We start from the raw sequence: 20,423 nt of genomic DNA, 5'->3' as shown, positions 1-20,423 counted from the left end.
TGGCTGAAACAGCGGGTGAACCCCGCCGCCGATGGGTGCCTTATAGGACCCACATCCCCACCATGTCAACGCCCATTCATCCGGTCGTCACATCATCCACCGCCAGCCTGTGGACGTAACAGATGTAACTGTCCGTAACCCTTTGGAAGAAGGAATAATTATCATCATTTAGGCAGCGCTGGCCTGCATGTTTCAACGTCGCTCACGCCCATCCCGGGAACCTGCACCAGCCGTAAGCGACGCAGTTTCCCCGCAAACCTCGCCCTCACGCGTCACGCCCTCTCCCGGAAAGAAGCTTTACCGCTTCCCTCCCGCCTGCCAGGAATCCCTTCGCAGACGCGATCTTGCTGGCGAGGGGCGTTGTTTATGGAAGGAGCGGTCATGGCGGTGCTGGTTTCAGGCGGTGCGGGCTACATCGGCAGCCATATGGCGCACGCCCTGTGTGATGCTGGTGAACGCGTTGTTGTGGTCGACGATCTGTCAACCGGACAGCGGGCCGCGGTTCCCAGGGCGGCGACATTCATACAGGCCGATGTGTCCGACCAGGCCGGCATGGCGGATATCCTTCGCCAGCATCAGGTCACGGCCATCGCCCATTTCGCCGCCCGCATCGTGGTGCCTGACAGCGTGGCTGATCCGCTGGGCTATTACCTCGCCAATACCGTCAAAACCCGCGCCCTGCTCGAAACCGCTGTTGCCGGAGGCATCGGGCATTTCATTTTCTCGTCCACCGCAGCCGTTTATGGCGACGCCGGCGACGGCGCCGTTGGCGAAGACGCGCCGCTGGCCCCTGTCAGCCCTTATGGGCGCTCCAAGCTCATGTCTGAATGGATGCTGCAGGACGCCGCCGGCGCCCATGGCCTGAAATACGCCGCGTTGCGCTATTTCAATGTCGCCGGCGCTGATCCCCAGGGACGCACGGGTCAATCCACGCCAAACGCAACGCATCTGATCAAGGTCGCCTGCCAGACGGCGCTCGGAAAGCGCGACCGGCTACAGGTTTTTGGGGTCGACTATCCCACTGCGGATGGATCATGCATCCGCGATTACATTCATGTCACGGACCTGGCGCAGGCTCACGTTGAGGCGCTTGAACATCTCAGGGGCGGCGGCGACAGCTTCATCGCCAATTGCGGCTATGGCCGGGGCCTCTCCGTGCTTGAGGTCATCCGCGCCGTCGAACGCATCACTGGACGCTCCCTTCCTGTCGAAATCGCGCCGCGCCGCGCCGGCGACCCGGCCCGGATCGTGGCGAACACGGCCCGCATCCAGAACCTGCTGGACTGGCGGCCCCAACACGATTCCATCGACGAGATCGTCGGGTCCGCCCTTGCCTGGGAGCAGCGGCTGACGAATTCCGCATCTGGATAGAATCCGGCATCGCGTAGCGGCAAGTTGGCGCTTGCTGTTTCCACGCCCATGCGGACAATGCCTCCCTGGGCCAGTCCACATCCTGGATGGCTGGCGCCCTGGAGACTTTGGCCATGACCCCGGTGACCGTGGGCGGACGATCTGCCGGCGATCAATCCCAGCCCCCTTCTCCCGAAGTGGACGCCCCTTCCGAAGGTCCCGCCGGCCCTGCCACTGACGCTTCGTCGCCTGTTGCAGAAGTCGAAATCAAACTGCTCTGTGATGCGCGGACATTGAAAGCCGCCAGCAATGCGCCCGTGCTCCTGCAACATGCTGAGGGCCCGGTTGAAAAGACACGGCTGGAGGCGACCTATTTCGACACGCCCGACAACATGCTGCTGCTGCGCAAATGGGCGTTGCGCGTGCGTCGCGGCAAGGCTGGCGCCTATGAAATGACGCTGAAAACGCCTGGATCGGACGACGCATCAGGGGCTTTCAGCCGCAACGAATGGAACGCTCCGGTGGCCAGTCCTGATCTGGACAGGGAGCAACTGGCGGCCTGGCTGGCCAAAGCCGGTGGACGGGATGTTGATCCGGACGCCCTGCGCCCGCTGTTTTCAACGCTCGTGACGCGGCAGACGCGACAACTGCACACGCCAGCCGGCGTTGTCGAAATCGCGGCGGACAGGGGGGAGATTGTCTCCGGCGGCCGCAGCGAACCCATTTGCGAAATCGAGATGGAACTGGTTTCCGGTGCGCCAGTGGTGATCTTCGGGCTTGCGGACGCCCTGACGCGTGACCATGCCCTGCGCCCGGCAATCCGGTCAAAGGCCGCCCGGGGCTACGATCTGGCGTTGGGCAGGGCGCCTGGCGCGGTCAAGGCTGAACCGGTCGCGATCGACGCAGGCGCCAGCCTCGACGTGGCTTTGGGAGCCGCCCTGCACGCCATGTACGCCCACGCCATGAACAATCTGGAGGCAGCCTCGGCTGGCGCAAGCCCGGAAGGCGTGCACCAGTTGCGCGTGGCGCTACGGCGCATCCGCTCCCTGCTGGGCGTGATCCATAAAGTCACCGCGCCATCCAGTCTGATGGACCTGCGCGCTGAAGCCAAATGGCTGATGACGCAGTTGGGTCACGCCCGCAATCTCGACGTTTTCGCCACCGGCGTTTTGCAGGAAGCCCGGGAGGCGTGTGGGGCGGACGTGGACTTCACAGCGCTTGCCGGTCGTATCGACGTCATGCGCCGCCAGGCCCAGGAGCAGGCGGGGACCGCCATCGCCTCCCGGCGTTGCGCGCTTTTTCTTATCGCACTTGGCGGATGGATCGTCCGGCGCGGCTGGCGCGATGGTGCTTCCGATGAAATCATCGCTGATTTTGACGCCCCAGCCCGAAACATGGCCCGGCGCATGTTTGGCAAGCGATATCGCAGCGTGCGCAAGAAGGGGCGCGGCTTTGCGCACCTCGACGCAACTGCGCTGCACCAGACGCGCCTGTCGCTGAAGAAGCTACGTTATATAGCGGAGGTTTTTCAGCCGTTCCTGGCGAACACACACGGTAACAAACGCTTTGCAAAACGGCTGGAGCGGCTCCAGGATGCGTTCGGTCGCTACAATGATCTGCATGGCGCGGTCGGCCTGCTTCACGAGATGCGGCGGGAAGGCGCCAGCCTCGGCGACGACACGACGCTCGCCGTGGGCGCCGTGCTGGGTTGGCAGGCTGTCGCGCAGCAGGCGGCGATGGCCGATCTGCGCCGCCAGTGGAAGAAGTTCCGCGCTGTGGAGACGCCTGCGGGCTGACGCATCATCATCGGGAGTTGTCATGGCTCGCGCCACAAAGCAGGTGTTCCGGCCATGACAGGCAACGCTTCTGACCCGGACGCATCCCTGCCCGCTTCCGATATTGACGCCGCGCTGGCCGCAGCGGCGCGCCGGGCCGCCGCCGCGCTGGACCAGGCGTGGGGTCCAGAAGCCCTGGGCGAGGCGATGCGCGAAACCGCCCACCAGTTCAACAATCTGCTCACCGTCCTGCAAAGCTCGGCTGAACTGCTGGGAATGCCAAATCTCCCGGAAGAGCGCCGGGGCCGCTATCTCCACGCCATTCAGGACGCCACGGATCGCGCCGCCAGACTGGTCGGCGCCTTGCAGGCGCTGGCGCGCACCGCGGCGCCGAAGCGGATGACGTTCGATGTAGCTGATCGCCTCGCCGGACTGGCGAAAGACCCGGCAAGTCTTGCGGTGTCAGCCGACGCAGCCGGCTTCGACGCCGCCATTGCAACGCTGGTCGCCATTCTCCGGCCTTCCAGTGCGCTGCCCCCGCCCGACATTCGCGTGAGGTTGGCTGAAGGGCGGCCCGCCTGGCATGATCTGCCGCGCAGCGAGAGCCCTCACGTCGCGGTCACCCTGTCCGGCGCCGCCCGCGACAGCGCCTTTGCCAGTCGGTTGCTCGCCGTGCTGGACGCGGCGGAACTGGCGCCGGAATGGTTGCAGTTGTTCGCGTTCCTCGCCCGCAGCGCAGGCGCGCTCCACGTCCGGGTATCCGACGACGGTGCGCCAGCTTTCGTGCTGGCGCTACCGGCCGTCGGAATTCTGAAGGCGGCGAGCCCGCCACGTGGCCCGGACCGGGGACCAGTCACGCCAATATGAGGTGACATAACGACCCGTCAGAAGCCCAGTCCGGGCGCCGTCCCAACGCGATGCCCGCGCGGATCAATCAGCATAAATCATGCGCCGGCTCATGCCGCCGTCGAGGGTCAGCGTTTCGCCGGTAATGAAACCCGCGCCAGCGAGGAACAGCACGGCCTCAGCCACGTCCTCAGGTCGCCCGACCCGACCGGCCGGGTGCTGCTCATGATCGGCTGTGGCCAGATCGGGAGAGTCGGAGATCCACCCCGGCGCGATGGCGTTAACGCGGACACGGGGGCCAAGGCTGACAGCCAGCGCGTGGGTCAGAGCGACAACGCCGCCTTTTGCCGCTGCGTATGCCTCTGTGAACGGCTCCGACATGAAAGCGCGGGTCGACGCCATATTGATGATGACGGCGTTTTCCCGCAACAGCGGCGCCGCGGCGCGGGTCATCAGGAAAGCGCCGGTAAGATGGCTGTCGATGACGCGGCGCCACCTGTCGAGGGAAAGGTCAGCGACCGGGCCGGTCACCGGCGCGGCGACGCCAGCATTGTTCACCAGCAGGTCAAGGCTGGTCCAGTCCAGTTCGGCAAAAGCGGCCGCGACGGCGTCCTCATCGCTCACGTCACAAGGAACGAAGCGCGCATCTTCGCAGCCGCCGTCCTCCAGATCGAAATTCGCGACCTGCCAACCGGCGGCGGCAAGCGCCGCGCATATGCCCGCGCCGATCAGACCCGAACCGCCTGTCACAATCGCCCTGCGCATCTGGATCTCCACAATGCGCACCCCGCGCGCGTCATATGGTTCCCCAGGCGGCGACGGCTGGCAAGAGCCCGGAGACGGCCCCACCAGACGCCTCCGGGCCGGGGCGCCTGAATGCTTCGCGGCGGGGCCAGCCAGCTGCATCATGGCGGTTGTCCGCGAGACGCTTCCGCAGCAGAATCCAGCCGCGCGATCCGGGCGGCAAGGGCCCCCTGATCGCCCCTGGCTGACTGGCGTCCCTGCGCCAGCCAGCGTCGTGTCGGAATGCCTCGGAGATCCTGATGACAACGCTTTTCTACATGCCCGGCGCCTGTTCGCTCGCCCCACACATTGTGCTTGAATGGATTGGCGCGCCGTTCGAAGCGAAGCGCGTGCGCCGCGAGGCGCCGGAACTGCTCGCCGTGAACCCGGCCGGAGCCGTGCCGGTGCTTGTCGAGGACGATGGCTGGTCGCTGACCCAGGCTGGGGCGATCCTCGATTACCTGGCTCACAAGCATCCGGAGGCCGACCTGCTGGGCGGCAAGGGGCTGCGCCGACGCCGAGCGGCATCGGTGGTCATCCTTCGTCACGGGCGACCTGCATCCGGCCTTCGTGCCGATGTTTGCGCCGACGCGCTACACCACCGACGCCAGCGCCGAAGGGCAGCAGGCGGTGAAGACGGCCGCGCAGGCGCTGGTGCGCAAGCGCCTCGGCCTGCTTGATGCGCATCTGGCGAACCGCGAGTGGATTCTGGATCGTCGTTCAGTCATCGACGCGTATGTTTTCCCGATGATCCGCTGGGCGTCCGGCCTGCTGCCTGGCGGCGTCAGCGACCTGCGGAATGTATCGGCGCTGCACGACCGGCTGGCGGCCGACGTCAGCGTGCAGAAAGTCCTGGCCAGCGAAGCTGCCTGAGCCAGGGCCTGCCAGTCGCGACCGCGTACTCGCGCCCGGTCAGCCCGAGCCGGACTGCAATTTGTCAACGGCGCGCGTGGAACGGCTGTTCCACGTCGCCGACCTGTGCCATCCTGGCGTGATAACAGATAACAGAATGCACCCGGGAGGAAATTGATGACCCAACCCACCAGGCGCCGCGTGCTTGGCGGCATGGCTGCCTTGTGCGCCATGCCATTTTCCGGCAAGGCTTTCGCTGGCGATCTGACCGGCGTCACTGACAGTGAAATCGTGATCGGCACCACCACGTCGCTGAGCGGTCCGGTTTCGGCCCTTGGCGTCCAGGCGCGCTGCCAGGCCGCCTATTTCCGCATGATCAACGAGCTGGGCGGCATTGCCGGCCGCAAGATCCGCTTCATCATCTATGACGACGGCTTCAGCCCGCCGAAGACGGTGGAACAGACGCGGCGCCTGATCGAAAACGACCGGGTGGCGTTCCTGTTCGGCATGCTGGGCACGGCCCCCAATTCGGCTGTCGTCAAATACATCAACCAGAAGAAGGTGCCGCACCTTTTCCTCGCGGTGAACGGCAACAAATGGGGCGATTACACCAATCACCCCTGGACCATGGGTTTTGCGCCCAATGCCCGCATCGAAGCGCAGGTCTACACAAAATACGCCCTGGAGCAGAACCCGAACGCCACTTTCGCGATTCTTTACCAGAACGATGATCTGGGCAAAGACTATGTCGCTGGCGTGCGCGATGTCCTCAAGGAGAGGTTTGACACGCAGGCCAAGGCCGTCTCGCATGAGGTCACCGATCCGACGATCGATTCACAGCTGGTGGCGTTGCGGGCGACGGGAGCGAATGTGCTGCTCTCCGGCACGACTGCCAAATTCGTCGCCCAATCCATCCGCAAGGTGCATGAACTGCAATGGAAGCCCATGCATTTCATGGCGAACGGCGCGGCCTCCATCAAGGGCGTCATCAATCCGGCAGGTCCCGAACGCGCGCTTGGGGTGATTTCATGCGGATACATGAAAGATGTGGCCGATCCGTTGTGGGGGCAGGACAAGGCCATTCTTGACTATATTGCCTTCATGAAAAAGTATTTCCCTGAAGGCGATCCGCTCGAGGGCTACAATCAGTACGCATATCTGGTGTCTGAAGCGCTCATGACCGTACTGAAACAATGCGGCGGCGATTTTTCCCGGGAAAACGTCATGAAACAGGCGACGAATCTGAAAGACGTCGCCTTGCCCATGCTATTGCCCGGCATCCGGGTCAACACCAGCCCCACCAACTACTTCCCCATCCGCGAAGTGCAGCTCATGCGTTTCGACGGCAAGGGCTGGCAACGCTTTGGTGAAATTATCGAAGGCGCTGGCTAGAGAAGTTTCGATCAATCTGGATTGCAAACTGGTCCAGCTCTCTTTGTTTTGGGCGAAGTCTGATCGATCAGCCGGTTCCGGCTGATCGGAAAGCGCTCTGGCGGAACGAATTTAACATTTGCATCTACCTTCGCATCAGGCGGCGGATAAATGTTAAAATTATAAATACTGTCAGAAAATCAGGACATTATTGGCGATCAGCCGGGTTCCGGCATTCATTCCATTGCTCTGCATCAAGGAATACGAATGCCGGAAACAGACCGCCAGAGCATTGTCGAGACGCTACGGAACTCACGGCTCGCGGGGAATGCGCGTCAACCCAAAAAGAGACAGAGCATTTCATGTGAACCGGTTTTCACGGAACGTGCTCTGGAGCAAGACCGCCGATGTTGAATCGGGAGCCTTGCTCTCATCGGGAAGGCGTTCGTTTCTGGAAAACGCGCCGCCATTCTCAGGCGCGCACCATCACAGCCGCCGTTGCGGCGGCGCCCGCATCCCGCAACGTTCCCACGGGCACGCCGTCGACGGCGGCCATCAGCCCCAGCCAGGTTTCAGCCACCCCGCGCCAGGTGAACAGGCGCGCCCGCGCCCGCCCCGCCGCCACCATGGCCAACCGCTCAAACGGATTTTCCAGCAGGCGAATGATCGCCGTCGTCCATCCATCCGGATGATCCGGATCCACATGGATGGCCGCATCGCCGCACACTTCCATCAACGCGTCGGCGGTAGAGGCGATCACCGGGCAGCCACGCGCCATGGCTTCGACGGCAGGCAGGCCGAAGCCTTCGATCCGCGTCGGAAACACGAAACAGAGCGCCGCCTCCATGGCCGCCGCCAGTTCATCGTCGCTGATGCGCCCCAGAGCCACGATGTTCGGCCCATGGCGCAGCGCTTCGGCGCCGCCAGCCTCGCCCGCCACCAGCACCTCGATGCCCCGCGCGGCTAGCGCCGGGGCGATCGACCAGATCAGATCCATGTTCTTGTAGGGCTGGTTACGGCCGATGCAGAGCACGAACGGGCGGCGATTGCGATAATCGCGCGGCGAGCGCGACGCCCGCCAGCGCAGGGCATGATCGCAACCGTTCCAGGCCACCGCGATCCTGTCTTCGGGCGCGACGCCAAGCGCCGCGAGCTGACGGCGGGCGTGCTGCGAGACGGTGGCGACGGCGCGCGCCCGGCGCCCAACAACCGGCATGATGACGCGATGCGCCAGGCGGAACATGCGCCCGTAACTTTCCGGCATCAGCCAGGTGTGGGCGTCGTGCATGCAGACGATCTGGCGGGACACGGCCACTGGCGCCAGGTTGCAAAAACTCAGCAGACCGCCCTCCACATGCCTGGGCAACTGCAGTTGCACCCAGGCCTGGGGCAGGCGCGGACGGCGGAATTCAGGGATATGAACCGTCCGGATGTGGCGCAACGGCAGATCGTGCCGCTCGACGGGCGTCGCCAGCGTCACCTCAAGCCCGTCGGCGAGCGGTCCGCCCGCCGCCAGCAAATCCTCGATGGCCGTGGTCACCTCACGCGCATAGCGCGCCACCCCGTTGGGCGACAGGGTCAGAAAATCGCCATTGATCGTCCACTTGCGCATCGGGAGCATCGCATCATCCGCTGTTCGTCCCTGGTGATCGGGCTGAAACGCGCGCCGATCAAGCTGCCCTTGCGATGCCTGCTACGCCTGCCGGAACCGGCCAGTCGCCGGAAGGCGTAGAAACGCCTTCACCCCCTTACGCCCAATGCCAGCATGGCGAAATCATGGCCTCGGGCCAACAGTGCGGACGTGCGGCGCCCATTGCGTCGTCAGGCGGGACGGACACATATGGCGCGCACCTGGAAGATCAACGGGCGGTTTCTGGGGCAGCCCCTGACCGGGGTTCAGCGTTACGCGACGGAAATACTGGCGGCCATGGACCGCCTGATCCAGCAGCGTCATCCATTGACCGACGACCTGGCCGTCGAAATCCTCGCGCCCGAGCGCGTCGACAGCGCCACGTCCGGAGACCGCTTCCCCAACATACCGGTGCGGCGCGTTGGTCCAGGTTCAGGCCATGTGTGGGAACAGGCCGTGCTGCCCGGCCAGGCGCGCGACGCCGGACTGCTGTGCCTGTGCAATACGGCGCCGCTGCTGCATCCCAGGACGATCCTCTGCATCCACGACCTGAATACACGGCTGTTTCCGCAGAGCTATTCCCTGCCCTACCGGCTCTATCACCGTTATGTCACGCCCCTCGCGGCGCGACGGGCGACGCGCCTGGTCACCGTCTCGCACTATTCCGCCCACCAGATCACGGCCTGGGGCCTCGCAACAGCGGACCGCATCACCGTGATTCCCAACGGCCACGAACATGCGCTGCGCTGGACCCCGCGCCACTCCGACGCCACGCGCAAGGCGGCGGGCGCCGACACCATTGTGGTCATCGGCAGCCCCGCGCCGCACAAGAACGTGGGCATGCTGCTGGCGCTGGCGCCGCGCCTCGACGCCTTCGGTTTCAGGATCGCCCTTGTCGGCTCCCTCGACACGCGGGTCTTCCAGGGGAGCGGCGCGGCGGCGACCTCCAGCAATGTCACGGCGCTCGGACGGCTGACAGACAACCAGATGGCGGCGCTGACCGGCAGTTCGCTTTGCCTTGCCTTTCCCTCCTTCGCTGAGGGTTTCGGCCTGCCGCCGCTCGAAGCCATGGCGCTTGGCTGTCCCGTGGTCACCTCGGACCGCGCCAGCATGCCGGAGATCTGTGGCGACGCCGTGCTGTATGCCGATCCCGGTCAGCCGGAAGCGTGGCTGGAAGCGTTCCGCACGCTGCGCGCCGATCCTGGCCTGCGCTTCAAGTTGACGGCCATCGGCAAGGCGCGGGCGGCGCTGTTCAACTGGACCGATTCGGCCCTCGCCTGGCTCGAATTGATGGCGAAACTCGACGGGATGAACAATCCGGCGCAGTTGCGGGACTGAGCGGGGAGCGCCTGCGGCGGCAAGATTTGCCGGCGGACGTCAGGGCGAGCGCCCCGCCATCGTGGTTACAACGGCCCGTCAGGGGCGCGTTGTTCATGGCCAACCTCCGCATCCCGCATGGCTGCGCGACGGAGCGCAAATATTCTGGCGCATTTCGATGAAAGCCAGTTCACCTGACATGCTCCATAGTTTTAGTTTGCCGTATTTTCTTCATGAAAAGCGGGATTCACTTTTCGTCAAAACGCTCCAGGCCCGTTCCGACATTCGCATCCCTCGATGCAGAACTGTAGAGCGAATATCGAAAACAAAACCGCCAGCAATTTAATGATTTTATAGTTGAATTTATGTGTTTAATATTTTACGCGTCACGATGTAAGACTGGATGCACATGTTAAATGCGCTCCACTAGGGCAGTTCCGATCAACCTGGACCGAAAACTTCTCCAGTTCCCCCTGGTTTTGAGCGAATTCTGATCGATCAGCCGATTCCGGCTGATCGGAAAGCGCTCTAGCGTTCGCCGCGCGTTACGCTCCTGGCCATGTCCTGGGCCATATCAAACGCCCGGCGGATTCCGGTCTGGAAGCGCGCGACCGAGAAGCGGTCGGCGCTTTCGCGGCAGGCCGCGGGCGTGAAACGGCCGCGATTCGCCTCAAAAGCTTCGACGGCGCCGATGACCGCCGCGTCCTCCTGCCGGTGGAACAGCAAGCCTGTCGGATCATCCGACTCATCCGGCGTGCGCACGATGTCAACGGCGCCGCCACGTCCAAAGGCGATCAGCGGGGTGCCCAGCAGTTGCGCTTCGGCCAGGGCGATGCCGAAATCCTCGCAGCCGCCGAATACCAGCGCCCGCGCCCGCGCCACCGTCCGGAAATAGTCATCGCGCGGCAGAAAGCCGGTAAACGTGACATTGGGACCGGCCAGATCGCGCAGGGCCCTGGCCTGCTGCCCTTCGCCCACCACCAGCAGACGCCGCCGCGGCATGGCGTTGAAGGCGCGAATGACCAGATCGGTGCGTTTGTAGGGCGCCAGGAACGACGCGGTGACGTAATAGTCGTCCTTCTCCGCGCTCCAGGCATCCTCCGGGGCGCTCACCGGCGGAAACACCACTTCGGCGTCACGTCCGTAAATCCGGCGGATGCGGGCGCGGACATAGCTGGAATTGGCCGCCATCACGTCCGGTCCCCACGCCGTGCGGGTGTCCCAGTTGCGCAGCCGATGCATCAGGACCCGGTAAAGCAACCCCTTTGGACCGTTGCCCAACCGGAGTTGCTCCAGATAGGAAAACTGCTCGTCCCATGCGTAACGCACCGGGCTGTGCACGTAACAGAGGTGCGGCTGGTCCGGCCTGGTGATGACGCCGCGCGCGAACGCCGCGGACGAGGAGATCACCGCGTCATGACTGGTGACGTCAAACTGCTCCATCAGCAGCGGGCAAATCGGGAACAGATGACGGTAGTATTTGCGCACGCCAGGCCATTTGTTGGCTGGAGACGTATGAAAACGAACGCCGTCGAAATGCACCGTCCGGGTGTCATTATCCAGAAAATCGAACAATGTATACAAATCACGGGCGCCGAAGGTCCGGCCCAACTCAGCCAGCACGCGCTCGCCACCCCGGAATGACGGACACCAATCGTGAACAAGCGCGATTGACCGGTCGCCCGGAAGAGCCCTCTGCTGTCGCCAGCCAGCCGCGCGCAACTCCTGAATAACGCCCCGATTGTCGTTTCCAGGTTGCGTCGTCGCCGTCGTTGGCATGGGAATCAAGGTCATGAACGTCCGCCGGTCTGATGGCCAGATACAGGGCCAGACGAGGCGGCCCAGGAAATCCGGTTCTGGTTCACATCGCGGATCGCGGACATCCTCACAAACGCCCGGCGAGCCGACCCGCGCCTGCTGGCGCGAACTCCTGAACTATCGGGATGACGGCGCTTTGCCCAAACTCATCCAAAAGCGGAGTCAGCAGCCCTAGAGTACAACTTTTGCGCCTTGCCGGAGCCGGTTTGCACGTCAGCCGGACCCATTTCGGTACTCGGCGCGGTGGCCGGCCTTGCGCACTTTGAAAGCAATCCGGGCGCCCATGCGCCGTAGCGTTATGCCTGAGCGCGCTCAGGAGCGGCGCAAGCCGCCTGAATACGCGCAGCAGGACGGGAGGCGCGGCGTGGGTGCCCGGAGGTCGCAGATCAGGTTTTGCACATGCACGTCACCGTCGTAATGGCCATCATCAACCGGCCCCGGCCTGCCGCCAGGCGGCCGCGACGCCCGGCAGGGCGGCGGTTGCCCGACCCGATCCGCCCCCTGGAGCCAGGCAGGGCGCGGTTGGACAGGGGCCCGCAGCAGGCGCCAGAAGGCGACGACATGCGTTGCGCTTTTGGGGCGCGCGGAGCGCACCCCCAACCGTGGGGCGATCACCACGACTTGCTGCGGGGCGGCCTGGCCGTCGCGCATGCGCTTCGCGGCCGGGTTGAACCCCAATGTATCCTCAAGCTTCAGGACAAACGCACATGAAACGGCGCGCCATCAGCTCCACCCTGGCGATCGCCGGCCTGCTTCAGGTCACGGCCTTCGCCGCCTCGCCCGCCCATGCGACTGATTATCTGCTGGGACCACAGGACCGCCTTCGCGTGAAGGTGTACGAATGGCGTCCGGCCCAGGACAAGATTGTCGAATGGGAAGGCCTGAACGACGAGTTCATGGTTGGCGCCAATGGCAAGGTGTCCCTGCCGCTGGTGGGCGAGATCGACGCGGGGGGCCTCACGCCATCCGCCGTCGCCAATGCTGTCGGCGAGGCGCTGCGCAATCGCATGCAGCTGGTGCAAAAACCTGACACCACAGTCGAGGTGGTGCAGTACAGGCCGTTCTACATCACGGGCGACGTCATGAAGCCTGGCGAGTTTCCCTTCCGTCCGGGCCTCACGGTGCTTCAGGCCGTCGCCCTCGCCGGCGGCGAAGTGCGCTCGATCGATTTCAACGCCCGGCAGCGTGAAGCCATTGCGGCGCGCGGCGAACTCGAAAGCCTGACCCTGGCCCGCACAGCCCTGCTGATGCGCCAGGCGCGGCTGAAAGCGGAGGCCGCCAACGCCGATTCCTTCTCCATACCGCCCGAACTGGTCCACGAGGGCGCCCGCTCGCGCGACGCCTATGAGCAGGAGACGCTGATCTTCACAACCCGGCGCGACGCGTTCCGCACCCAGACAAACGCCCTGAAAAGCCTCAAGAGTTTCCTGGACAAGGAAGGGGAATCGCTCGCCGGACAGCTCGACACGGAAGCCAGGCAGAGCCAGCTGGTGCAGAAGGAGCTGGACGGCGTAGCCAGCCTTGTCGGCAAGGGGCTCGCCGCCGCACCGCGCCAGTTCGCCCTGGAGCGCACCGTGGCGCAATTGCAGGGCGACCGGCTGCGTCTTGAAACCAGCATTCTGCGCGCCAGGCAGGAAGCATCGCGCGCAGAAATCAGCCTGGTCGAGCTGCGCAGCAAGCGCGAAGGCGAGATCGCTGTTGAACTGCGTGAAACCGACCAGCGACTGCGAGAGCTGATGAACCGTCGCGCCGTCAATGAGGATCTGCTGCAGGAGGCCATGACGGCCGGCGCCAGCGGCGCTCGCCGCGACGCCATGCGGCAGGGGCTGACCTTCACGCTGGTCCGCGCCGCGGCGCCGGGGGAGGCGATCGTCGCCACCGAGAGCACGGCCGTCGGCCCTGGCGACATGGTCAAGGTCACCATGCCGTCTCCCCCGCCGCGCGACCAGGCGGCCGGAGCGGCCACGGCCGCCGCCGGGCTCATCGCCGCGCCCCCCGCGCCGGCGAGGGCCGCCAACCGGCCGGACCGGGCGCCAGTGGCCCTCAACTGAAAACAGCCGGCGGCCTAACCACGCCTGACAGGAATAACCTCCATCCACAACGATGGGGGTTTTTCCGCGCGTTCAGGAGGCGCTTTCACGGGCAGTTCAACCTCTGGACGCCAGGAGGCGCCAGAAGCATGCTCCGCCGCGAGGCCGCGCATCGTACACGACGCGACAGATCCTCTCTTCTCTCTCACGCGTAAACTGGCCGCCCTTGTTGCGCCGCCGTCCGGGTCGCGTCGCGCCGTCGCAGGCGGCCCCTGGCAAACCGGAAATGTAGAGGACGGGTCCCCGCGTTGGCTTCTTCCCAGGAAACTGCCGCTGACCGTGCGTATTCTCGCGCCCTTCCGAACGCCACGACGCGCGATTCATGAACGGAGCGTACGTCTCCAGTCCCGGATCAGATTCTGTCGACAGGCATGCAAAAGCCGTTGCCGCCCAACAGGACCGGCAACTTCATGCCGCCAAAGCCGGGCTCTGGAATGAGGCCCACGCGCCAGAGGCAACAGCCGGCGCGGCCCTTTCGCCACCTGGCGTGGCGGCGCGTCATCTCACGCGGGAGAGCCGGACGCCGCCCGCATCGCAGCGACCACACGCGGGAGCCACAGCGCGCCCTCAACCGGTTGACCAGAAGGCGGGCCGCCAGACTGTTCCCGCCGATCGCCCCGACGGTTCCGCCCGGATGGACCCACATGGATAGCGAAGACGCCGCTGCGCGGCGGACGGATCCGGACTGCGCTCAGGCTGCCGCCTTGTTGAGGACTGAACCGATAATACGCCCGCCGGCGTCGCGAAGCTCCTCAACCGCATTTGCCGCCACATCCGCGGGCGTGCTTCCCCATTGCACCACCATCAACACGCCGCTGAGCAGCGGCGCCACGGCCATGGCGCCAGGGCTTTCCTCCATCGATGGCAGATCGACAATCACCAGATCATGCCCTGTGAGCGCCTCTTCCAGACAACGTGACATCGCGCCCGACCCCAGCAGGGCGTCGAACGTGGCGCCGGCGCTGGCCTCCGCCGGCAACAATGACACGCCGGAATTGGGCGCCGTGACCACGCTGTCGCGCACGTGCGCCCGCCCGAGCAGGACGTGGGCGAGACCATTGCCATTGTCATTGAAGCCGGCCGCCCGGCTGATGGCGCCGCGCCTGAAATCGGCGTCGATCAACAGGATGCGGAAACCCGAGCCAGCCAGCAGGCAGGCCAGATTGCTGGCGATCGTGCTTTTTCCCTCGCCACGGCGGACTGAGGTCACGCCAATCACACGAACATTCTCATGCCGTTCCAGCGTCGCCATCATGGTCATGATATTGGCCATCGACTGCTGAAATGGATCAGGCCTGACAAAATCCCATTTGCGGAACAGGGCGATTGCCTGCGAACGACGACGGCTGATCAGGCGCAACAGCAGGAAACGCAGTCGCGCCCGCCAGCTGCGACCTGCCAGCCAGCTCCGGCGCAAGGCCGGACGCCACAGCATGGGCAGCAGACCAAGACAAGGCGCCAGCAACGCCTCGCGCGCCGCGGCCGCCGAGCGCAGGCTGGAGTCGAGATTCCAGTGCAGCACCGCCGCCCCGGTTCCACCCAGCAGCCCTATCAGCATGCCCAGCGCCATGATCAGCTTGGTGCGCGGCTGACTCTTGCCCAACGGCTTTGTCGCCGGCGACAGCATGCGCGTCTCGATCAGCGGGTTTGACTGGCGCTGGACCGCTTCCGCATACCCCTGAAGGGCGGTTTCATAGATTTTCCGGTAAGACTGCGCCGTTGTCTCAAGTTCTTCCAGGGTATTGCGATCAAAGCGCACGTTCTGGTCCGCCCGCGCGTCGTTGGCTCCAGGCGCCCCTTGCGCCGGGGCCTGGCCCTGCGGCTGGCGTCGATAGATGCGATAGTCCCGGCCGGCCTTGAATTCCTGCAGGGCCAGCGCCGCTTCGTTCATGTTCTGGCGCAACTGGGCCACGCGGCGCTCCAGCCATTCCGAGCCGACGCGCGCCGCCGCGGTCCGCGCGTCCCGGGCGTCATCGACATAGGCGTCTGCGACAGCATTGGCGATTTTCGCGGCAAGGGCCGGCTCGGGCGCCGTGAATGAAACGTCGATAACGTATGAAAGGCCCTGGCGGCGCACATCAAGCTTCGGCGCGAACATACGAATCGCCACCTGCGTCGCCGCCGTCGGCGAATCAATTCCCCGCACGGCGCTGGCAAAGATCGGCTCCTTCGTCAGATTGAGCCGGTTGATGACGAGCTCCGCGATGCGATCCGAACGCATCACCGCCATCTGGCTTTCAACCTGCGCCGCCTCGATAGAGCCAGGCTGCTCCCGCGCCTCCTCCCGGGACAGCTGAACGGCCTTCGGGTCAATCACCAGCTGGGCGGTGGCCGTATAGGCGGCGGGCGTCATCAACGCCCAGATGGCGCCGACAACCAGCCCTGCGAGGGCGGCGCAGCCAACCAGCGGCCCGTAACGCCGCAGCAGCACGCCAATCTCTCGCAACTCCAGAAATTCGCGCCTGCCCGACGCACGGGCCTGCTCCCGGCCGCCGGTCTCGGGAACAACAGCGGGAATGTTTCTGCGGTCTGCAGCCATGACATCGTCCATCACCCATATGCGTGATCCCGCCACGGCTGGCGTGGGTGAACCAGCCCTCCGACCAGGTCAATCGGCGCCGGCAAATTCTAGGTTCACCCCATTCCACGCCAAACACGCCCAAACGAGGTAGGTGGTTGACCCGTGGGCGCGGCCTGGCGGCGGGCACGGCTTTCACCAGACGGGACAGGCCGCGCAAGCTTCAACGGAGCCGGCGGCAGCCGCGCCTGCGGAACCGCTTGCCGGCGCCCCCCCCAACTTCAGACGAGGCCGCGGCGCGCACGACTGACCAAAGGGATAGGACTGCCTGCCCGTTTTGGCGCGGTGACTTCGCCCACCTGGCCATTGAACATGACGGACCGGGGCTCCTGCGTCGTCGCAGTCTCCCGCCACCCATCAACCACAGGCCCCCAGGAGTTGCGCATGCCCCGCGTCCTGCTCAACCGCATCATCCCGCGCGACCTGCAACTGGCGCGGGCCAGCCGCTCGCGTCGTCCGGGCGCGCCCGCTGGAGCAGACCAATGATCCCCTATGGCGTCCTGGGAACCGTGGACCGGCCTGGCGCCAATGGCGCGGCCGCGGATGACAGGGGCCCAGGCGATGGCATGACGGTGCTGATCGAGCCCCGCGCACTGGTGCGCGAGTGCATCGCCCTTTCCCTGACCGCGTTCGATCCCACTACGACGATGGAGACCTATCCGGACGTCGCTGCGTGGGCGCGGGACGGCAATCCCCACGCGACCTCCCTGATCCTGTTTTGCAGCAGCGTCCCTCCCGGGGGGGCGCTGTCAGACCAGTTGTCTCCCCAAATCGCCGCTGCGCGCGAAATCGCGCCTGATCTGGCGTTCGCGGTTTTCGCGGCCCATGACGATCCCGTCCAGGCCAGCGAAGTCATCCGGCTTGGCGCGCGCGGTTATCTCTCGCCTGGCGTTTCCCTGGAAGTTACGGTGCATGCGCTCAAGCTCATACGCGCTGGCGGAGTATATGTGCCCGCGAACCTTCTGGGCGCCGGTCGCCCCCACGACTCCAGCCCTTCGGACAGGCAATTGCTCAACCTGTTCTCCCCGCGGGAGCTTGAAGTCGCGCGCGCAATGCGCAAAGGGCAACCGAACAAGGTCATCGCGGTAGAACTGAATATGAGCGAAAGCACGGTCAAGGTTCATGTCCGCAATATCATCAAGAAACTTAAGGTAAAAAACCGGACTGAAGTGGCGTTTCGCACGCAGGGTCTGTTCCTTGACGGCGCATGAGCACGCCGGCAACCTCCATCATCCCATGTCTGGCGTGATGGCCAGGCCGGACAGCATGAAACGGATCGTTCAGCGAGCGAGACGGACAAGCCGCTGGCGCATGCCCTGCCCGAATCCAAACCAGCATCAACGATGGGCGCGCGCTGGCGCGCGTCCAGATCGCACGCCGCGCGGGCGGCGTCCTGGCGGTCCGTGTGACTGTCTGGCTGTTCCGGATCCCGGGCGACATGCAAACCCGCAGGTCCCTGCCCAGGCATGGGGAACATTTTCCTCGCCTGTTTCCTGACCGCGGCGCGCCCTGGTCTCGCCCTTCTGTAGCGACGCGCGCGTCTGCTTCTGGCCGGCGCCCCGCGGGCTCCTGACGGCAGGTTGCGGGGCGGGTTGCGGTTTTGTCCCGCTGCCTTCCTGCGCCGGTCACGCCCGCTGGAAAGCTGTTGAAGCGCATCCGCGAATGCCCTGGTCGCGCCTGCGGCAACCGCATGCCGCAGGCACCCTCCGCGTGCTGTCGCCATGAGGCCCTGGCAGCCAGGGCGCCAGCGTCAGTAGGTCGCCGCGTCCGCCCTGATGAAGGTCAGGCCGGAAAACATCGGCACGCAGAGCCGTGGATGGAAAGGAATGTCGCAGGACAGTTCGGCCACATCCCAGGCGTCCACCAGGGCATAACCCTGATCCGTGATCCTCGTGATGAAATCATCCCTGCGCCACACACGATATGGGCAGACCGCGGGACCGAAATTCTGCAAGGTCCAGTAGTCTTCGTCGCGCGACAACGGGAGCTTGTTCAGCACAATGGCCCGGGGCCGTTTCGCCAGCGCGCCTACCAGCACGTCGAGACCATCGGGCATGTACTGCATGGCCCCCGCGGAGAAAAACATATCGCACGGGCCAGCCGCATCAAGAGTGTCGACAAAGGTCACGTCGCGCAGTTCGCCTGTATCGGCCAGACTCGCGCCAACGCGCGCCACCGCTGGCGTTTCCACGACTGTCCAGCTTGCCCGCTCCGGCAAGGAGGCGAGCGCCGTATATAATCGCTGCGTGACGGCCGCGCCGCCGCCCAGGTCAAGAACCCGGTCGCCCGGCCGCAGCAGCTGCGACAGCCAGAATTTCGCGGCGTAGACGCTGGGCTGTCGCGGCAGCGGACCGCGAAACACCGCCGCGGCCGCGTCATTGTCCCAACCAGCAAGCCGACCGGCCGGGATCGCGGCGATTGCCTCGTGCCAGGAATCGAAGCAGCCGCTGAACACGCCGCCGACATCACGCCGGTGCAGCGCCCAGCGGCCATAAGCGGCGCTGGCGCCGGGCAACTGGCCGAGAACCCCTCCGACGCCGGTGCGACACAACGATATACGCGCAACAGATGTTAGCGCTGACATGAATTTTCCCCCCAGGATTTTTCAGGACAGGCAAATGGGCGCGCGCCAGGCGGCCCCAGAAATTGGCGGATCGAATTCGACATTTGCTTCCACCTTCACATTAGGCGGCGAGCAAACGTCAAATTTATAATTCTACCATAACATCAATAAGTTAATGGCGGGCCTTCCGTTTCCGGCATGCGTTCCACCGCTCTGCATCAAGGGATGCGAATGCCGGAAACAGACCACCAGGAGCCTCCCCTTTTCAGGGCAGTTTGCTCGCATCACAGGAAGCACGACAAAGGCGCACAGACCCGTCCGGTATCCAGACGCGCGCTTCCCGCCGGTCAGACGCGCCCCATTTGGCATGCCCGACCGGCGCGTCTGTCAGCTGGCGGCGCCCAGGCTCTGGGTCAGAAACGCGACTTCAGTCCGGTTGCGCGCCTTGAGCTTCTTCATGATCGTGCGGACATGCACCTTGACCGTGCTTTCACACATGTTGAGCTCGTATGCGATGAGCTTGTTCGGCATGCCCTTGCGCAATGCGCGGGCGACGGCGAGCTGCTTTGGAGAGAAAAGGCCGGCCAATTCGGCCGAACCGGGCGCCTGCGCCGCCTGTGGCTTCGCCGCGGAGGCCAGGCAGGAGGCCGGAATAAAGGCGCCGCCGGCCCGCACCAGGTCAAACACCCTGATGGTGGCCTTCAGGCCGAGGCTTGTGGGAATGAAAGCGTTGGCGCCGACGTCCATGACTCTCTGAACGAAATCCAGATCTTCATGATTTGACATCAGCGCGAGCGGCGCATCGGACGACGCCCTGCGAACCGCCGAGACCTGCCTGGCGATATCCTCGACGCCGCCCGGGGAGACCTCATCTGCGGCCCGCCACAGAACCACCAGGTCTGTCGCCAGCACGTCGTCGCTTTCGGCCCATTCCTCGACAGACCCGAATGCAAGAAAGCGTGTCGTGGGCGCGACATTCTCAAGCGAGGCAAGCACGCAATCCCGAAAGAAAATTCGCGGCTCGATCACCACGGTGCATGGCGCGGCGGGCGTCATGGCAAAATCTGCCGCGAGGTCCGTGGCGCGCGGAACCGCCAATTCATCGCGCCGCGGGGCGTTGGGGCGCATTGCTGGCGACCAGCCATCATTCAGGTGGGGCCGCTTCCGGTCGTCGATCATTGCAGCAGTTTCTGTCACGGTTGCCTCCTGTCGCCGCCATACTCCTGATGCGCACCCTTCCTCCGCGCGGCGCATCGGCAACCGTTGGCGCAGACATCCGACCCCAAAAGCAGCAACTGCCCGGGCTGAACGTTTGACTGCACGCAACGACCGCCAACCTCGGGAAACTGCGCCATACAGCGTATGGATGCGTATTCCCGAACTGCCGCACATAAGTGTCTGATCAGAAATTAAGTTGAGTGGTATCAGCAGGTTGGCTTGACAGCCTGGC

General features: G+C 64.8%; 15 protein-coding genes. 9 read left to right on the top strand and 6 right to left on the bottom strand.

The annotated features are described in order from the left end of the window. Window positions 1-381 precede the first annotated feature (381 nt). The 3 genes from galE (at window position 382) to IE243_RS19810 (ending at window position 3,992) form a co-directional block, all read left to right on the top strand. Window positions 382-1,371 carry a UDP-glucose 4-epimerase GalE gene (gene galE, locus IE243_RS19820; RefSeq protein ID WP_191321072.1) on the top strand — a complete coding sequence of 330 codons (990 nt, stop codon included), beginning with the start codon at window positions 382-384 and terminating at the stop codon, window positions 1,369-1,371. Window positions 1,372-1,484: 113 nt separating this feature from the next. Then, complete coding sequence (locus IE243_RS19815) at window positions 1,485-3,146, top strand: CYTH and CHAD domain-containing protein (RefSeq protein ID WP_191321071.1); 1,662 nt, start codon at window positions 1,485-1,487, stop codon at window positions 3,144-3,146. 54 nt (window positions 3,147-3,200) lie between these two features. Then, window positions 3,201-3,992: a histidine kinase dimerization/phospho-acceptor domain-containing protein gene (locus IE243_RS19810; protein WP_191321070.1), complete on the top strand. Its 792-nt coding sequence runs from the start codon at window positions 3,201-3,203 to the stop codon at window positions 3,990-3,992. A 63-nt stretch (window positions 3,993-4,055) separates the two neighbouring features. On the opposite strand, the gene IE243_RS19805 is transcribed toward IE243_RS19810, so the two are convergent. Further along, window positions 4,056-4,736, bottom strand: a complete 681-nt coding sequence (locus tag IE243_RS19805) for an SDR family oxidoreductase (RefSeq protein ID WP_191321069.1) — start codon at window positions 4,734-4,736, stop codon at window positions 4,056-4,058. Between the two features lie 278 nt (window positions 4,737-5,014). On the opposite strand from IE243_RS19805, the gene IE243_RS23610 reads away from it, so the two are divergent. The 3 genes from IE243_RS23610 (at window position 5,015) to IE243_RS19795 (ending at window position 6,998) form a co-directional block, all read left to right on the top strand. Next, window positions 5,015-5,434, top strand: a complete 420-nt coding sequence (locus IE243_RS23610) for a glutathione S-transferase N-terminal domain-containing protein (protein ID WP_308432088.1) — start codon at window positions 5,015-5,017, stop codon at window positions 5,432-5,434. Continuing rightward, on the top strand, window positions 5,325-5,627 hold the full coding sequence (locus IE243_RS23605) for a glutathione S-transferase family protein (protein WP_244643273.1): 303 nt from the start codon (window positions 5,325-5,327) through the stop codon (window positions 5,625-5,627). The genes IE243_RS23610 and IE243_RS23605 overlap by 110 nt, the downstream gene beginning before the upstream one ends. A gap of 156 nt (window positions 5,628-5,783) precedes the next feature. Continuing rightward, window positions 5,784-6,998, top strand: a complete 1,215-nt coding sequence (locus IE243_RS19795) for an ABC transporter substrate-binding protein (RefSeq protein WP_191321068.1) — start codon at window positions 5,784-5,786, stop codon at window positions 6,996-6,998. Between the two features lie 451 nt (window positions 6,999-7,449). Here the strand turns inward: IE243_RS19795 and IE243_RS19790 are convergent, their stop codons facing one another. Beyond that, the gene (locus tag IE243_RS19790) at window positions 7,450-8,598 is read right to left on the bottom strand and encodes a glycosyltransferase family 4 protein (RefSeq protein WP_191321067.1); all 1,149 of its coding nucleotides are present in this window, start codon (window positions 8,596-8,598) and stop codon (window positions 7,450-7,452) included. 219 nt (window positions 8,599-8,817) lie between these two features. Here IE243_RS19790 and IE243_RS19785 point away from each other — a divergent pair, with 219 nt between their 5' ends. Then, window positions 8,818-9,945 (top strand): glycosyltransferase family 4 protein, encoded by a 1,128-nt coding sequence (locus tag IE243_RS19785; RefSeq protein ID WP_191321066.1) that lies wholly within the window; start codon window positions 8,818-8,820, stop codon window positions 9,943-9,945. Between the two features lie 507 nt (window positions 9,946-10,452). On the opposite strand, the gene IE243_RS19780 is transcribed toward IE243_RS19785, so the two are convergent. Beyond that, window positions 10,453-11,718 carry a glycosyltransferase gene (locus tag IE243_RS19780; RefSeq protein ID WP_244643271.1) on the bottom strand — a complete coding sequence of 422 codons (1,266 nt, stop codon included), beginning with the start codon at window positions 11,716-11,718 and terminating at the stop codon, window positions 10,453-10,455. 731 nt (window positions 11,719-12,449) lie between these two features. On the opposite strand from IE243_RS19780, the gene IE243_RS19775 reads away from it, so the two are divergent. Next, on the top strand, window positions 12,450-13,793 hold the full coding sequence (locus IE243_RS19775; protein ID WP_191321065.1) for a polysaccharide biosynthesis/export family protein: 1,344 nt from the start codon (window positions 12,450-12,452) through the stop codon (window positions 13,791-13,793). Between the two features lie 730 nt (window positions 13,794-14,523). On the opposite strand, the gene IE243_RS19770 is transcribed toward IE243_RS19775, so the two are convergent. Further along, on the bottom strand, window positions 14,524-16,371 hold the full coding sequence (locus IE243_RS19770) for a polysaccharide biosynthesis tyrosine autokinase (protein WP_191321064.1): 1,848 nt from the start codon (window positions 16,369-16,371) through the stop codon (window positions 14,524-14,526). 605 nt (window positions 16,372-16,976) lie between these two features. Here IE243_RS19770 and IE243_RS19765 point away from each other — a divergent pair. Continuing rightward, the gene (locus IE243_RS19765) at window positions 16,977-17,621 is read left to right on the top strand and encodes a LuxR C-terminal-related transcriptional regulator (protein ID WP_191321063.1); all 645 of its coding nucleotides are present in this window, start codon (window positions 16,977-16,979) and stop codon (window positions 17,619-17,621) included. A gap of 539 nt (window positions 17,622-18,160) precedes the next feature. Here IE243_RS19765 and IE243_RS19760 read toward each other — a convergent pair. Both IE243_RS19760 and IE243_RS19755 read right to left on the bottom strand, forming a co-directional pair. Further along, window positions 18,161-18,994 (bottom strand): methyltransferase, TIGR04325 family, encoded by an 834-nt coding sequence (locus IE243_RS19760; protein WP_191321062.1) that lies wholly within the window; start codon window positions 18,992-18,994, stop codon window positions 18,161-18,163. A gap of 366 nt (window positions 18,995-19,360) precedes the next feature. After that, complete coding sequence (locus IE243_RS19755; RefSeq protein WP_191321061.1) at window positions 19,361-20,170, bottom strand: helix-turn-helix transcriptional regulator; 810 nt, start codon at window positions 20,168-20,170, stop codon at window positions 19,361-19,363. Between the last annotated feature and the right edge of the window lie 253 nt (window positions 20,171-20,423).

This window comes from Camelimonas fluminis, from assembly GCF_014656355.1.
Taxonomy (GTDB): domain Bacteria; phylum Pseudomonadota; class Alphaproteobacteria; order Rhizobiales; family Beijerinckiaceae; genus Camelimonas; species Camelimonas fluminis.
This window is presented reverse-complemented; position numbering and strand designations above follow the sequence as displayed.